Source organism: Rhodococcus sp. 1163, from assembly GCF_002091985.1.
Classification (GTDB): domain Bacteria; phylum Actinomycetota; class Actinomycetes; order Mycobacteriales; family Mycobacteriaceae; genus Rhodococcoides.
Genome location: NZ_MKKX01000035.1, coordinates 195,723 through 211,130, shown reverse-complemented (window position 1 = coordinate 211,130; position 15,408 = coordinate 195,723). Strand labels below are relative to the sequence as shown.

The window sequence follows — 15,408 nt, the reverse complement described above, 5'->3', positions numbered from 1 at the left end:
GTCTGTTCGTTTCTCGCCGGCCCTAAGGACGAAGATGCGTACCCGATCGATCGTCGTAGGATGCGCGCTCGCCCTCGTGTCGAGCAGCGTGCTGGCGGCACCGGCGAACGCGGCCCCGCCCGCCCCGGTCAATCAATGCGGAGAGACCGGCTTCGATCCCAAGGACTATCCACCCGAGCCAGTCGATCCCAACTCTCCGCCCGTGCTGCCGCCGGTACCGTCGTTGCCGGACAAGTTCGTCATCCCGGTGCCGTATCCCTCCGTCGAACTGGTCCCGGTGCCCGATCCCGAACCCGACAACACCCGAGTCGACGCGGACCCGCTGCCCGATCCCTGCATGGACCCGTGCCCCGATCTCACCGACACCACCGAAGAACCGGCCGACGCGACCGGATCTGCACATCTCCCGTTCCCTCGCATCGAGATCGACCCGCAACCGGAGACCATCCCCATTCCCATCCCCGGCCCGCCCGCAGCACCGCAGGTACCGCAACTACCCGCACCTCCCGCCGTCGTGAATCCAGCCGAGGCGGGCCCGACTTCTCCAGCACCGAAACAGCCTCTGGTGGGCACCGTTTCGGTGATCTCACAGATGACCGGCCAGGGTTCGGTCAACAGAACGGACAAGCGCTGGCAGGTCGACGGCACCGACCTCGGCATCATGTGGGAATCGAAGCCAGGCGAGGTGGCCGTGGCCTTCGGTGACTCCTTCGGCAAGAGCTGGGAGTACGGAGTCGTCGGCGGCGACGACTGGCGCAGCAACGTCCTCGGCCACAGCACCGATACGGACCTGTCCGACGGCCTGACTCTCGACAGCATGGTGCAGGATTCCCGTTGCCACGCAGCCGAGTTGCTCAACAGTCGCAAGATCAAGAACTGGGAGACGACGGTCATTCCGACGTCCGGATTCGCCTTAGGGGATCGGCAGTACATGTCGTACATGTCCATCCGCCGCTGGAGCGTCGTCCCGGGTATGTGGTGGACCAACTACGGTGGCATCGCCTACTCCGACGACAACGGCTCCACCTGGGTCAAGGATCCATATGCCAGGTGGGACAACATGTTCGGCTTCTCCAAGTTCCAAGTGTCCACCATGGTTCCCGCCGGAGACTTCGTCTACATGTTCGGCACCGTCAACGGTCGGATCGGCACAGTCGGCTTGGCCCGAGTGCCGAAGGGCGACGTCCTCGACAAGACCGCCTACCAATACTGGGTCGACGGCACCTGGGCGCCGGTGGACTCCAACGAGGCAACCCCGATCGCCGACGGCATCTCGGCCGAGCTATCGGTCCGCTTCCACGACGGCCTGTGGCAGATGACCTATCTCGACCCGATCGCCGGCAATATCGTTCTCCGCGAAGCAAATTCACCTCAGGGAGAGTGGACCGCGCCGTCGACTCTGATTCGGACTGCGGAGTATCCGAAAGCCTACGGTGGATTCATGCACCCGTGGTCGAAAAACGGAGAGCTGTATTTCGCAATATCGGAATGGGACAGCTACAACGTGTACCTGATGAAAGCCGACCTCAACTGACCGATTGCGTCTTCCACCACTCGAGTAACGCGGCCTCGGCCTGCTCACGGGGGAGTGGCCCGTGATCGAGCCGCAATTCCTTGAGGAACTTCCAGGCCTTCCCGACGTCCGGGCCGGCCTCGATACCGAGCAAGTCCATGATGGCGTTGCCGTCGAGATCCGGGCGCACTCTGGCCAGATCCTCCTGTTCGGCGAGACGCGCGATCCGCTCCTCCAGATCGTCGTACGTCGCCTGCAACGCCGCCGCTCGACGCTTGTTCCTGGTGGTGCTGTCGGCGCGAACGAGCTTGTGCAGCTGAGGAAGTAGCTCTCCCGCATCCGTGACATAGCGTCGGACCGCGGAATCGGTCCACTGTCCCTTGCCGTAGCCGTGGAACCGAAGGTGCAGAAATACCAACTGCGAGACGTCGTCGATCATTCTCTTCGAGTACTTCAGCGCGCGCATACGTTTGCGCACCATCTTCGACCCGACGACCTCGTGATGGTGGAAGCTGACACCACCGGCCGGCTCGTGCTTTCGCGTATCCGGCTTACCGATGTCGTGAAGTAGTGCAGCCCAACGTAATACCAGGTCGGGGTCACCGTCCTCGAGGTCGATGGCCTGCTGCAACACCGTCAACGAATGCCAGTACACATCTTTGTGCTGGTGGTGCTCGTCGATCTCGAGCTTCATCGCCGGCACCTCCGGCAGCACGTACGCCGCGAGACCCGTCTCGCACATCACGTCGATGCCGTCGATGGGGTAGTCACCGAGCAGCAACTTGTCGAGCTCTGCCTGGACGCGTTCAGCGGTGATCCGTTCGATCTGACCCGCCATGTTCGAAATGGCCTCGTGCACGCGCGGCATCAAGGTGAAGCCGAGCTGCGAAACGAATCGCGCCCCGCGCAACATCCGCAACGGGTCGTCGTTGAACGACTTCTCTGGAGTGGACGGCGTATCGAGAAGCCCCTCGAGCACTGCGTCCATCCCACCGAGCGGATCGACGAACTCCTGCAACCCGTCCGCGCCGAGCCGAACCGCCATCGCATTGACGGTGAAATCGCGTCGGATCAGGTCTTCCTCGAGGCTGGTTCCGTACTGAACCTGCGGGTTACGCGAGACCTGGTCGTACGAGTCGGTGCGAAAGGTGGTGATCTCGATGAGCTGATCGTCCTTCGCGGCACTGATAGTCCCGAACGCGATGCCGGTGTCCCATTGATTGTCGGCCCAACCGGACAGCAACTGCTGCACCACCTCGGGGCGCGCGTCGGTGGTGAAGTCCAAATCGCCGGACAAACGACCGAGGACCGCGTCGCGGACACTGCCACCGACCAAGTACAGCTCGTGCCCGTGAGCCGCGAAGCGATCGGCAAGCGGACTCAGCATGCCGGACAACTCTCCGAGGGTCGACGCGGCCGCCGCCATCAGTCTTTCCCGCCGGTCGTCGCTCGCGTCGGAGTGTCGGGATGTTGGAGACTGTTCGGCCACGTTGACAGAGCCTAGGCGAGAGGGTTGACAGAGCCTAGGCGAGAGGTAGTGATCATGAGTACGCCCGTCTCGGTGCGGGAGGAGAGATCGCCTCATTTTTCCAACTAGTATGGATTGGGTGTCTGCTGGCGAACGTGCGAACCGGAGCCGCCGCAACCCGCGGCGGCGAAACGCACGCGTCGACAGCGACAAGCCCAAACTCCGCACAGTGCGCGAAACTTCTGCCGGCGGCCTGGTCGTGGACGGTCTCGACGGCCCGCCCGAAAAACGCTGCGCCGCTCTCATCGGACGCACCGATCGCCGAGGTCGGCTGCTGTGGTCGCTTCCGAAGGGCCACATCGAACAGGGCGAGACGGCCGAGCAGACCGCCATGCGTGAAGTTGCCGAAGAAACCGGAATCCGGGGTTCGGTTCTGGCGACGTTGGGAAGTATCGACTACTGGTTCGTCACCGAAGGTCGCCGCGTCCACAAGACCGTCCACCACTACCTGCTGCGTTTCCTCGGCGGCGAACTGTCCGACGAAGACATCGAGGTCACCGAAGTGGCCTGGGTCCCGCTCAGCGAACTCCAGTCGCGGCTCGCGTACGCCGACGAACGAAAATTGGCCGCCATCGCCCATCGGCTCATCGAGGACATGCATCGACCCGATTCGCAGACACCCAGCCCTCCCAAGACACCTGGCGCTACCGCCGCCGGCAAGGAGTGATCGTGCGGCGTACCAGGGTCACTGCGGCGGCATTGACCGCATTCCTGCTTGTCCTCGCGCCGGCCGCTGCCTTGACGCCGGCGACGGCGATCGCGCAGGAGCCGTGGAACAGCGACCCGTCGACGTCGGCGGATCTCACCTACCAATCGGAGGACAGCGACCTCCCCGAGACTCGCCGGGGCACTCAGTTCCTTCAGCTGTCCATCGACACCGTCGCACCCGCCACCGTCACAACCACCAGTGAACCGTTCGTGACCGTGCGCGCCACCGTCACCAACACCGGCGACCGACGCGTCGACGACATCAGCGTCCGGATGCAGGGCGCTGACGCCGTCGACCGGCCCGAGAAGCTTCGTACGTCGCTGACCCTCGAACAAGAGCAGTTCGGGGCGGTCGGGGAGTTCCAGGACGTCGCAGAGAGCCTCGAGCGCGGTGCGAGCACCCAATTCGTGGTGTCGTTACCGCTGCGAAGCACCCTGGGGCCGTCGCTGGGCATCGATGCACCAGGGGTGTACCCGCTACTACTCAACGTCAACGGCACACCCGAGTACGGCGGCACCGCGCGACTCGACGACGCCCGTTTCCTGCTACCCGTAGCCGGAGTTCCGCGAGATCCGACCGCGCCGGACCCGACGGCCCCCGACGCCATCGCGCTCCCACCGAGCACGTCGAGCCCGATAGCGACGACCGTGATGTGGCCGCTGGCGGACAAGCCCCGACTCGCTGCGGGAATCCCGGGGTCACTCGAGGACAAGGTCCGACTCGTCGACGACGAGCTTGCCGAAGAACTCGCGACGGGTGGTCGGCTGGACAAGCTACTTGCGGCCGTCGAGTACGCCACGAGCGACCAACTCGATCCGGAGAACCGCCTCGCCGACAGCATGTGCCTGGCCATCGATCCCGACCTCCTGGTCACGGTCGCCAACATGGCTCGGGGCTATCTGGTGGTCGACGATCCGGCCGATCCACGTGGCGCGGCCCGCGACGGGACCGGAAGAGACGCCGCCGCGAGTTGGCTTTCCCGGCTCGAGCCACTGGCCGATTCGATGTGCGTCACCACCGTTCCATTCGCCCAGGTCGATCTCGACGCACTCGGCAATGTCGGCGACGCATCACTGGTATCGAGTGCGCTCGACTCTCCGTCGACCATCGTGGACTCGATCCTCGGAGTGACCTCGGTCCCCGACGTCGTCTGGAGTTCTTCCGGCCAGCTCGGCGCCCGCGCCGCGGCAACGGTGCGCTCCGTCGGGCCGCGGACTGCCCTGGTCGCCGACAACAGCGTGGCCCCCGCAGCGGCAGGCGGAGTTGCGCTGGTCACCGGCGGAAGTAGCGTCGACGCCGAATTGAAGGCCGCCGTATTCGACGCAGCCACCGCCACCGCACTCGCAGCTGTCGGGTCCGAGCCGTCGACCCCTGACTTCACTCCGGAAGATCAACGTTTCGACCTCGAGCAGGATTCACGAACCGCCCGCCTGCAGGACGCCGTCGGAGCCGTCGTCTATCACGCTCTCACTCCGCCGAACGGCACCCCGCGGAACTTGACGATTGCACCACCGCAGAACTGGAGCGCCGACGGTGACGAGCCCGCCGCGATTCTGTCGTCGATCTCCTCGATGCTGCGCTCCGGCCTCGCTTCACCGCGACCGTTCACCGAACTGCTGGCCGAGCCGCCTACCGGGATGCCCGTCGAAGCCAGAACTGTCCAGCAGGCAGGCAGGGACACCAACAACGAGGATCGTGTCCGCATCCAAAGTGGCCGGATCGAATCCTTGGCCGGATCCCTGATCGACGACCCTCAACTGCCGTTGACACCGCGGCTGTACACGGCGCCGCTGAAGGAGGACCTGCTGCGCGCGCTCACCTCGGCAGGTAAGGACACCGACCCCGCCGATGCAGCCGAGATGGCGAGTATCCGAACGAGCAGTTCCGAGGAAGGCGTCGACGCGCTGTTCGACGCGGTGACGGTCCTCGCCCCAGGCGGGGTCTACACGTTGGCGTCGGAGCAGAGTCCCCTGCTTCTGGTCGCGCAGAACGATCTGCCGGTAGGCATCAACGTGCGGTTGGATGTCGATGCGCCTCCCGAGATGCGCATCACCGACGTCGGCGCCACCGCGCTTCCACCTCGAGGTAGCCGTACGATCACCGTTCCGGCAGAGGTCGACGACAGCCGCAACCTGTCCGTCGACTTTTCGTTGACCACCCTCGACGGGCAGCAATTGGGCGAAGCGTCGACAGTGTCCGTACGGTCGAATGCGTACGGGCAAGCGCTGGCCATCATTACCGTCTGCGCAGGTGTTCTTTTGCTACTGCTTGCCGGACGCCGACTGTGGCACAGGTTCAGGGATCAACCAGACCCGGCCGACGAAGGGTACGAACGACCATGACCGGGAACATCCCGTACGAGGGGGACGTCCCACGCACGCGGCTGCCCGCAGCGCAGGTCTTCCGCCGAACCCTGGAGCCGTCAGCGGCACCCTGGGAACGCGAGCCGGCTCCCCGCGGTCCGTTCCGGGAGATGCGGAGCTATCCAGCACCGCCGTCCCCGGATGGTGGCCCTGCCCCGGACAATTCCGTCACACAGTTGATTCCTCGTTTCCGTGACGAGGACTACCCACCTGTCGTAGAGCCGACGCACTCTCCCGGTCCGGCCGAGCCGCCGGTCACCGAAAAGCAACAGAGTTCCCTGCTGGCCGCGACGGGGTCCATCGCGATCGCAACGCTCGTCAGCCGCATCACCGGGTTCTTCAAGCAGATCGTCATGCTGGGGATTCTCGGCGGCGCGATCGCGAGTTCGTTCACCTCGGCGACGATCCTCCCGAACATAATCTCCGAACTGGTTCTCGGTGCCGTGCTCAGCGCCATCGTCGTTCCAGTTCTGGTCCGCGCCGAGATGGAGGATTCCGACGGTGGAGCGTCGTTCGTTCGACGGCTTTTCACCATCGCCTTCTCGATGCTGGCCATCGTCGCCTTGATCGCCACCATCAGCGCCCCCCTGCTCAGCCGCATGTTGATCGACGAGAATGCCAAGGTCAGCAGTGATCTGACCACCGCGCTGTCGTACCTGCTGTTGCCCGCCATCCTGTTCTACGGACTCTCGGGCCTGCTTACCGCCATCCTGAACACGCGCCAGAATTTCCGACCCGGCGCGTGGGCGCCGGTCTGGAACAACCTGGTTGTGCTGGGGATCTTCTCCCTCTACTTCTTCGTGCCGGGCGAGATATCCCTCGATCCGGTGCGGATCAGTGACCCCCACGTCCTCATCCTCGGACTCGGTGTCACCGCAGGTGTGATCACCCAGGTCGTAGCGCTGATCCCGGCACTACGTCGAGAAAAGGTCGACCTTCGACCACTGTGGGGAATCGACGCCCGACTCAAGACCTTCGGCGGGATGGCTGCCGCGATCATCCTCTACGTCGTCATCAGCCAGGCGGGGCTCGTGTTCGCCACCAGGATCTCCGCCGAAGCAGACGCCGCAGGTCCGGCAATCTACTCCCAGGCATGGATCCTGCTTCAACTTCCTTACGGCATCCTCGGCGTCACCGTTCTGACCGCCATCATGCCGCGGCTCAGTCGTAACGCAGCCGACGGAGACACTCCGGCCGTCGTGGACGACCTGTCGGTGGCTACCCGGTTGACACTGGTCGCGTTGGTGCCGATCGTAGTGTTCTTGACCTTCGCCGGCCCATGGGTCGGCGAGGCACTGTTCGGCTTCGGAAACTTCGCCGACGATGCGAGTCGGCTCGGCGAAGCCGTCAGCTGGTCGGCGTTCACGCTGATCCCGTACGCCCTCGTCCTGATCCATCTGCGCGTGTTCTACGCCAGAGAACAGGCATGGACTCCCACCTGGATCATCCTCGGAATCACGGGTGTCAAGATCGCGCTGTCGGCCTTGGCACCGATGCTGGCCAGCAACGACGAGCAGGTGGTGCTGATCCTCGGTGTCGCCAACGGACTCGGTTTCGTGGTCGGTGCATGCATCGGTGGCTTCCTGCTCCATCGCAGTCTCGGCAACCTGCGGATGATCAATATCGGTAAGACCATCTGGATGGTCCTGATCGCATCGGCCGCAGGTGGCACCGCCATGCTGGCCATCGACCGGATCGCCGATCTCGGCAACATCACCGACGCACTGGGACCCGTCGGTGCAATGCTCCGAGTTGGCCTCTGCGCCGTTCTGATGCTGTCGATAACCTTCGGAATCCTCTGGTTCGGCCGGATTCCCGAGGTCCTGGCAGTGACCGTCGCCGTCAGCAAACTGGTTCGACGTTTCCGCGGCAAGACGATCGAGACCCCCGATCCGACGCAAACGGCCGACCTCGATGCGACCGAACACATAGCGGTCGTCGGCTCGGGCCGTGCATGGGAGAATTCTCCCCAACCACTCCCGTACGCTGGACCGCGGCAGACCGGGACCCCGTACACCTCAGGTCCGCCGGCGGCACAACAGCCGCTGCGACATGCGACGGGACGATATGTAGGACAACTCGGGGCAGAGACGCGTGAAGGAGTGAGAGTGACCGACGACGATATGGCTGGGGGGCCGGCCGAGTCCACAGTGAAAGGCACCCAGCGAAATGCCGGCGGTGTCGAGGTGGACGATCGCGCCAAAGACGCGTCGGGCAAGCTCGAGCCTTCCAAGCCCACCACCCCTACCAAGGCCACCACGCCTACCAAGATGCCCTCACCGTTCAAGAAGTCGTCACCACCCGAGGAAGCGGAACCTTCCACAGCAGTCGATGCAACCGAGGCCACGACGTCGGAAGCATCTGCCGAGAAGAAGACCGAGCAGGCCAAGGCCGACTCCAAGGAAACTCCGACGGCCAACAAGGTTGTTTCGGACGTGAAGGTCGATTCGGACGCAAAGAACACCACCGCCCCGGTGAAGTCCAGCCGAGGCGTCGCACACGACTCCGGTGCCGCTCCAGTCGGATCACCAGCGTTGCCACCCGTCGGACCGGGTTCCGAACCTGCACGGTCTCTTCGCGGCCCCAAGCTCATCCCGGGTGCTTCCGTGGCAGGCGGTCGCTACCGTCTGCTCACCCCGCACGGTGGAGCACGTGGCCTCAAGTTCTGGCAGGCCCACGACGTCAAGTTGGATCGCGAAGTGGCCTTGACGTTCGTCGACGCCGACCAGCAAGCGTCCTCGCTCTCGCCCGACCGTCCCGAGGGCCCTCAGGCAATCCTGTCCCGCACCCTGCGACTGGGGCGGATCAACTCCCCAGGTCTTGCTCGCGTTCTCGACGTCGTCCGGGGCAGCTCCGGCGGCATCGTCGTCGCCGAATGGACCCCTGGTCGTTCGCTACGTGAAATGGCCGACACCGTTCCATCGCCGACCGGCGCGGCTCGGGCCATCAAGGCCCTCGCTGCCGCCGCCGAAGCCGCACACCGAAGCGGCGGAGCACTGTCGATCGACCATCCGGACCGCGTCCGGATCAGCACCAGCGGAAACGCAGTTCTCGCATTCCCGGCGACGTTGGCCGATGCAGACCCGGGTTCCGATGTTCGCGGGCTCGGCGCGATGCTGTACGCCCTGATCACGGCGCGTTGGCCTCTCGCCGACGCTGTTGGAAAGACTCCCGGTTCGGATTCGGATTCATCGCCACGAGCGGTAGGCGGCATGCGTCCTGCGGACCGTGACGAGAGCGGCAACGCCATCGAGCCGCGTCGTATCCGACCCGACGTGCCCTTCGAGATCTCGGCAGTCGCCGTCCGTGCACTCGAGCAGAACAGTGGGATTCGTACGGCTGCGACCGTCCAGCATGTGCTGGATCAGGCTGCAGTCATCAACGACAAGACCGATCTGATGCCTGCACTGCGTCTCGGTCAGCGTGCGCCGGGTGCCTCCGGCCACTCGCTGGCCGACCCTGCGGAAATAGCCGCTCAACAATTGCGGTCGAAGCGCACCAACATCGCGCTTGTCGTGTTGGGCGCATTGACTGTCATCGTCCTCGGTTTCGCGGGTTACTGGCTCTTCACATTCCTCGCAGGTGACAGCTCCGACGAGCCGCTCACGCAGCAGGACTTCGGTCTCACCACCAGCGCGACCGCCCCTGCCACACCTGGTGCAGAAGACGTCGCGCCGCCGGCAGCAGCTGCTCCGACAGCGATCGACTCGGTCGAGGTGTTCTCACCTCAGGGCAGTGCCGACAACGCCGGTTCAGCAGGCAACGCGATCGACGGAAACCCCAGCTCCACCTGGACCACGGACGCGTACTTCCAGCCCTTCCCGTCACTCAAGGAAGGCGTAGGACTACTCGCAACCCTGCCGTCTTCGCAGGTCCTCACCAGCGCCTTCGTCAACTCGCCCTCTCCGGGTACCGTTGTCGAAATCCGTTCTGCCCCAAGCGATTCCGCAAGTCTCAGTGATACCACCGTCATCGGGCAGGCGACGCTCGGGAACGGCGTCACCGACATCCCGCTGACCGTTTCCGAGCCCACGACGCATGTTCTGCTGTGGATTACCGGACTCGGCAACGACGGCGGCCGTAACCAATCGACGATCGCTGATTTCGGCTTCACCGCGCAGCCCTGACGACGACTCCTGATTCACCCGCCGTCGACCTGCGAACGTCTCGGTTCGGGGGACGTTTCGTACTCGACGGTCTCTATGCCTTAGGCTCTCCGACAATGCGGTAATACGGGGGGAGCCGTTTTCGTATGGGGGATCTACATAAGGACTGGGCTGTCGGGGGTCTTCTCGGCGGACGCTCCGACGTCGAATTGCTGAGTGCGCACGTGGCCGGGGAGGCCGATGCGTTCACTTCGCTGGTACATCGACATCATGAGCACCTTTGGATGACCGCACGCCGAACCAGCTATACCAACGAGGACGCAGCCGACGCACTGCAAGAAGCACTCCTGTCGGCCCACCGCACCGCCGCCACGTTCCGGGCCGATGCTGCTGTACGCAGTTGGCTACACAAGATCGTTGTCAACGCATGCCTCGACCGCATTCGGCGTAACCGTTCGAGACCGACCGTATCGCTCACCAACGAGGACGACATCGAACCGGTCGACGGTCGGGATCAGATGTCTGCCGCCGAGACCTCCATCGAGGTCCACAAAGCACTGATGTCGTTGCCACCCGAACAACGATCTGCCGTCGTGGCAGTGGACATGGAGGGCTACTCGGTTGCAGATGCCGCCCGCATGCTCGGTGTACCCACCGGCACGATCAAGAGCCGATGCGCCCGCGGACGGTTGAAATTGGTAATACAACTCGAGTATTTGCGGTACGAAGGGAACCGTTAGCGGGTTCGGCGCGTCTTACCATGTGTAGGCACGATTGCCCCGTAAACAAGACGGGCCGTGGGTAGAGCTTGCGCTGGGAGGAGACCGAAGTGGCATCGCACGGAACCGAGCCTCTACCCGTCGCTCCGTACTCACCCGACCTGTTGGCGGATCTCCATGCAGGCGTACTCGACGAGTCGGTCAGTGCGAAGCTCTGGCCTCTCGTTCGACAAGATCCGAGAGCGATGGAGGTCATCTCCGCTCTCGACGCGCTTTCTGCCCGTCTCGGCTCACTCGGAAGCGACTTCGACTCCGGTGAGCCGATGCCTCCGGACGTCGCCGAGAGGATCGATCGCGCGCTGATGTCCGAGCAGGAATCCTCGTTCGGTGACCGACCCGGTCGTTATTCACGCCGGTGGGCCTATACGGGTATCGGTATCGCTGCTGCGGCCGCGATCGTCGCTTCGCTTTCCGCCTTGCTGTTCGCCCGCCCGAGTGGGCCGACCGACCCCGACACGGTAGCCGCACCGGCATATCCACCCAGCCTGGTTCTCGATTCGAGCGGCTTGAACTCCGCCGATGTCCGCGACCTCCTCGGCCGACAGGATCCAACCGAACTGAAGGACGCCGGCAATCTTCCAGAGTGTCTGGCGGCCAACGGCTTCGACCCTCGAGCAATTCTGCTCGCAGCCACTCCGGTACAGGTCGACGGACGATCCGCAACCCTGCTCGTCGTGCCGCGTTTTCCGATGGACGGCATGACCGTACTCGTGGTGGGCGCGGATTGCGGAGACGGTAACCCGCAGACACTGGTCCGTCGCGATCTGAACTGATCTCGGATGCGCAGGAGAACTACCGGGGAACAACACCCTTTACGCTGGTGTTGACATAACCGGCGGGCGCACCAGAACTATGCCCCTCGACTTTTGTTTCAACGCAATCGGTAGACAGCACATTCGATCGGAAGGTCCGCATGACAACCCCACAGGTTCACGATCTCATCATCGTCGGCTCGGGACCGGCCGGATACACCGCCGGTGTATACGCAGCCAGGGCTGAACTCCAGCCGATTCTGTTCGAGGGAACTCAGTTCGGTGGCGCTTTGATGACCACCACGGACGTCGAGAACTTCCCAGGTTTCCGCGAAGGCATCATGGGACCGGACCTGATGGAGCAGATGCGCGAGCAAGCCAAGCGGTTCGGCGCGGATATTCGTACCGAAGACGTCGAAGAGATGAACCTCAGCGGCGAGATCAAAACCGTATCCGCCGGCGGCGAGACCTATCAGGCACGCGCGGTCATCCTGGCGATGGGCGCCGCTGCGCGATACCTCGGTATACCGGGTGAAGAAAAACTGCTCGGACGCGGTGTCAGCGCCTGCGCCACCTGTGATGGATTCTTCTTTCGCGATCAGGACATTGCCGTCATCGGTGGCGGGGACTCGGCCATGGAAGAGGCAACCTTCCTCACTCGATTCGCACGCAGCGTCACCATCGTCCATCGACGCAGCGAATTCCGTGCGTCGCGCATCATGCTCGAGCGCGCAAAGGCCAACGACAAGATCCGCTTCCTCACCGACACCAACGTTCTCGAAGTCCTGGGCGAGACCTCGGTCACCGGGGTAGCACTCGAGAATGCGATCACCGGAGAGAAGACCACTCTCGAGGTGACGGGAATGTTCGTCGCTATTGGTCACGATCCGCGCAACGAGCTGGTCAAGGGCCAGGTCGAACTCGACGACGCAGGCTACGTCAAGGTCGCCTCGCCATCCTCGACCACGTCGCTACCCGGAGTGTTCGCCGCCGGTGACTTGGTCGATCACGTCTACCAGCAGGCAATCACCGCGGCCGGAACCGGCTGCACTGCGTCCATCGACGCTGAGCGCTGGCTCGCCGAGCAGGGCGACATCTCCTCGAACACGCTCGAGCACGCCGACCAGCCGGTAGACGTCGTCAACGCCTGAATTTCGTTCCCGAACTACTACACAACCAGGAGACATACATGTCCGACGACAAGAAGACCGTCACCATCACGGATGCGTCGTTCGTCGACGACGTGCTCAGCAGCGAGAAGCCCGTTCTCGTCGACTTCTGGGCCACATGGTGCGGGCCTTGCAAGATGGTGGCCCCGGTACTCGAGGAGATCGCGGCCGAACACTCGGACAAGCTGACGATCGCGAAGCTCGACATCGATGCGAACCCACAGGCGGCTCGTGACTTCAAGGTCATGTCGATTCCGACCCTGATCCTTTTCCAGGGTGGCAAGCCGATCAAGCAAATCGTCGGCGCCAAGGGCAAAGCAGCACTTCTCAAGGACCTCGAAGCGGTCCTGTGATCAGGCAGACAACGCCTGAGCAGTAGCCGTCACCACCGCCGCGATCCGTCGGCTCTACCTGGCGGATTGGGGCTTGACGGTCACTTTCTGCGACAATTGGTCGATGTGCCGACAAGCTCGGCACATCGACTTTTGTATAGACCCAACCCCGAATCGGAACTCCCCGTTCCGGGGTTGCGGATACAGTCGTTGCAGCAATCAATCTCGAGATCGGAAGGTCAACTGTATGCACCGACTCAGTCACGGCGATTCTGGACCCGCCGTCGCGGAGGTTCGGAGCACGCTTGTCTCGCTCGGATTTCTGGTGGAGGAAACAGATCGATCTTCCGCGAACGATTCGACGCACTGGACTCCACCCGCATCCGACTTCGATGAATCCTTGGGTGGCGCCGTCCGCGCCTTTCAGCAATATCGAGGCTTACTGGTCGACGGTGTCGTAGGACCAGCTACCTACCGATCTCTGAAGGAAGCTTCGTACCGGCTCGGAGCTCGGACTCTCATCTACCAGCTCTCGGCTCCTCTGTACGGGGACGATATTGCGACCCTCCAGACTCGGCTGCAGGACTTGGGTTTCTATAGCGAGCGCGTCGACGGATACTTCGGGCCTAAAACTCACGAAGGGCTCTCCTCTTTCCAACGGGAAATCGGTTTGTCCCCAGATGGCATTTGCGGTCCGGCAACACTGCGTTCGCTCGAACTGCTCGGTACACGTGTCACGGGCGGATCACCACACGCCATCAGTGAACAAGAACTCGTCCGAGCGGCCGGCCCACAATTGACTGGCAAACGCATCGTGATCGACCCCGATCTCGGTGGCGCCGATACCGGACGCATAGTCCACGGCATGTTCGGCCGAATCTCCGAAGCAGAAATTCTCTGGGATGTCGCCAGTCGCCTCGAGGGTCGAATGGCCGCCACCGGGATGGAGACGTTTCTGTCCCGTGCACGTGGAACCAATCCAAGTGTTGCCGAGCGTGCCGAGACGTCCAATGGCTTCAATGCGGACCTGATGATTTCACTTCGCTGTGCGTCGAGCCCGAATCCAGCCGCGAACGGAGTGGCAAGTTTCCATTTCGGCAACTCACACGGTTCGGCGTCCTTGATCGGCCAGATCCTCACCGGCTACATACAACGCGAAATCGTCGCCCGTACTCCGCTACTCGATTGCCGCAGCCATGGGCGAACTTGGGATCTGTTGCGGCTTACCAACATGCCGACGGTGCAAGTCGACATGGGTTATCTGACAAACACTTCCGACGTCGATGTTCTCAGTGATCCCCGATCCCGGGATATCATCGCCGAGGCAATTCTCATCTCGGTAAAGCGTTTGTACTTGTTGGGTCAAGACGATCAGCCCACCGGAACATTCACCTTCGCTGAACTCCTCGCCGAGGAGCTAGCTGCTGCAGATCGGAGCTGACGGAGGTCGCGCTCAGCGACCTCCGCTCATCTGACGCCGACGGTTTCCTTGTGCTCGATCTCAACCGCGGTCAAACTGGCCGCAATCAGCAATCGCTCAAGGGCCGACTCGACGTCTTCCTTCCATCCATGATCGCGATGTAATTCGAGTCGAAGTCTCGGATATCGATGATGTGGTGCGACCACTTCGAATCCGGCCTGCTCCAAGAAGTCGGCGTCGATCATGCATTCCGTGTCCGAACACGTCAACGACATCGTCGCCCGCGGACCGACCGCCTCGTCCTCCGCAGTTCGACGAATCCCGAATGCCTCGAGCGCACGGACGCCACGATTGACGAGATCGGCGACTACCGCCTGAATCAGCGAGGCCGAGTGTCCCTCCCGATCGACATCCGATTCGATTCTCAACGTTGTCAGCAACACGGCATCAGCGCTGACAGGTGACGTCGGAAAAGTGGTGGACCGAGGTACTGCGCCCGGAGGCGCATATAACGCGCATCCCACGATCTCCGATCCGACCGACAGCATTTGTCCGCAGGATCCCCACTCGAGCATGACCATCGAAAGCCACGCCTCGTTCTCGAACTCCAAATCGAGTGACTCACCGTCGGCTCGGGTCCTCGCTGGATCGAGCACCCAGAAACGACACCGCCGCGTGTGCTTCGGTAGTTGATCGAAGGAGTCCAATGTGACTCCTGTGACGAGCGTCGACACTGC

At 63.1% G+C, this 15,408-nt stretch carries 11 protein-coding genes; 9 read left to right on the top strand and 2 right to left on the bottom strand.

The features are described 5' to 3' along the window. The first annotated feature begins 34 nt into the window (after window positions 1-34). The gene (locus BJD99_RS16720; RefSeq protein ID WP_084348273.1) at window positions 35-1,534 is read left to right on the top strand and encodes a DUF4185 domain-containing protein; all 1,500 of its coding nucleotides are present in this window, start codon (window positions 35-37) and stop codon (window positions 1,532-1,534) included. Here BJD99_RS16720 and BJD99_RS16715 read toward each other — a convergent pair. After that, entirely contained in the window at window positions 1,527-2,939 is a 1,413-nt protein-coding gene (locus BJD99_RS16715) for a CCA tRNA nucleotidyltransferase (RefSeq protein WP_256895884.1), read from the bottom strand. The two genes, BJD99_RS16720 and BJD99_RS16715, sit on opposite strands and share 8 nt — an antisense overlap. Window positions 2,940-3,120: 181 nt before the next feature. On the opposite strand from BJD99_RS16715, the gene BJD99_RS16710 reads away from it, so the two are divergent. The 8 genes from BJD99_RS16710 to BJD99_RS16675 all read left to right on the top strand — a co-directional run bounded on the left by BJD99_RS16710 (window position 3,121) and on the right by BJD99_RS16675 (window position 14,692). Continuing rightward, entirely contained in the window at window positions 3,121-3,708 is a 588-nt protein-coding gene (locus tag BJD99_RS16710; protein WP_143542201.1) for an NUDIX hydrolase, read from the top strand. Continuing rightward, window positions 3,708-6,092, top strand: a complete 2,385-nt coding sequence (locus BJD99_RS16705; protein WP_084348347.1) for a DUF6049 family protein — start codon at window positions 3,708-3,710, stop codon at window positions 6,090-6,092. The genes BJD99_RS16710 and BJD99_RS16705 overlap by 1 nt, the downstream gene beginning before the upstream one ends. Beyond that, window positions 6,089-10,240, top strand: coding sequence for a lipid II flippase MurJ (locus tag BJD99_RS16700; protein ID WP_084348269.1), 4,152 nt, complete (start codon window positions 6,089-6,091; stop codon window positions 10,238-10,240). The genes BJD99_RS16705 and BJD99_RS16700 overlap by 4 nt, the downstream gene beginning before the upstream one ends. A 125-nt stretch (window positions 10,241-10,365) precedes the next feature. After that, window positions 10,366-10,959 (top strand): RNA polymerase sigma factor SigM, encoded by a 594-nt coding sequence (gene sigM / locus BJD99_RS16695; protein WP_084348267.1) that lies wholly within the window; start codon window positions 10,366-10,368, stop codon window positions 10,957-10,959. Between the two features lie 89 nt (window positions 10,960-11,048). Next, window positions 11,049-11,771, top strand: coding sequence for a hypothetical protein (locus BJD99_RS16690; protein WP_084348266.1), 723 nt, complete (start codon window positions 11,049-11,051; stop codon window positions 11,769-11,771). A 140-nt stretch (window positions 11,772-11,911) separates the two neighbouring features. Further along, entirely contained in the window at window positions 11,912-12,901 is a 990-nt protein-coding gene (gene trxB, locus BJD99_RS16685) for a thioredoxin-disulfide reductase (RefSeq protein ID WP_084348265.1), read from the top strand. Between the two features lie 38 nt (window positions 12,902-12,939). Further along, complete coding sequence (gene trxA / locus BJD99_RS16680; protein ID WP_084348264.1) at window positions 12,940-13,272, top strand: thioredoxin; 333 nt, start codon at window positions 12,940-12,942, stop codon at window positions 13,270-13,272. A gap of 226 nt (window positions 13,273-13,498) precedes the next feature. Continuing rightward, window positions 13,499-14,692, top strand: a complete 1,194-nt coding sequence (locus tag BJD99_RS16675) for an N-acetylmuramoyl-L-alanine amidase (protein WP_084348263.1) — start codon at window positions 13,499-13,501, stop codon at window positions 14,690-14,692. Between the two features lie 26 nt (window positions 14,693-14,718). Here BJD99_RS16675 and BJD99_RS16670 read toward each other — a convergent pair whose 3' ends face one another. Next, on the bottom strand, window positions 14,719-15,405 hold the full coding sequence (locus tag BJD99_RS16670) for a hypothetical protein (RefSeq protein WP_084348345.1): 687 nt from the start codon (window positions 15,403-15,405) through the stop codon (window positions 14,719-14,721). Between the last annotated feature and the right edge of the window lie 3 nt (window positions 15,406-15,408).